This is a genomic window from Limimaricola sp. G21655-S1 (assembly GCF_027213785.1).
Lineage (GTDB): Bacteria > Pseudomonadota > Alphaproteobacteria > Rhodobacterales > Rhodobacteraceae > Limimaricola.
Window position 1 is genome coordinate 1 of record NZ_JAPWGO010000377.1, and the last position, 252, is coordinate 252.

At 58.3% G+C, this 252-nt stretch carries 1 protein-coding gene; it reads left to right on the forward strand.

Annotated features, from left to right (window positions below; translation table 11 throughout):
• A partial coding sequence (locus tag O4G76_RS21145; RefSeq protein ID WP_269399059.1) for a Smr/MutS family protein occupies positions 1–127 on the forward strand: 127 nt, incomplete at its 5' end.
• Between the last annotated feature and the right edge of the window lie 125 nt (positions 128–252).

Here is a 252-nt window from a genome sequence, read left to right on the forward strand (position 1 = left end):
GCGCCATCAGGTTCCCCAATGGCTCGCTCTGCAGCCACTGGCACAGGCGGTATTGCAGGTGACGCCTGCCCATATCAGCCACGGCGGCGAAGGGGCCTATTACGTCTATCTTCGCCGTATCCGCTAAGGGTTAGCTTAGCGCTCTTCCCGGCGCTGTTGCCGCTCTAGCATCAGCTTTCCATGTTCATTGGTAATCGTCTGAGATTGCGGCAGGATTTGCTGCAATAAGCTGGGGTCGACGGGGCCAAACAC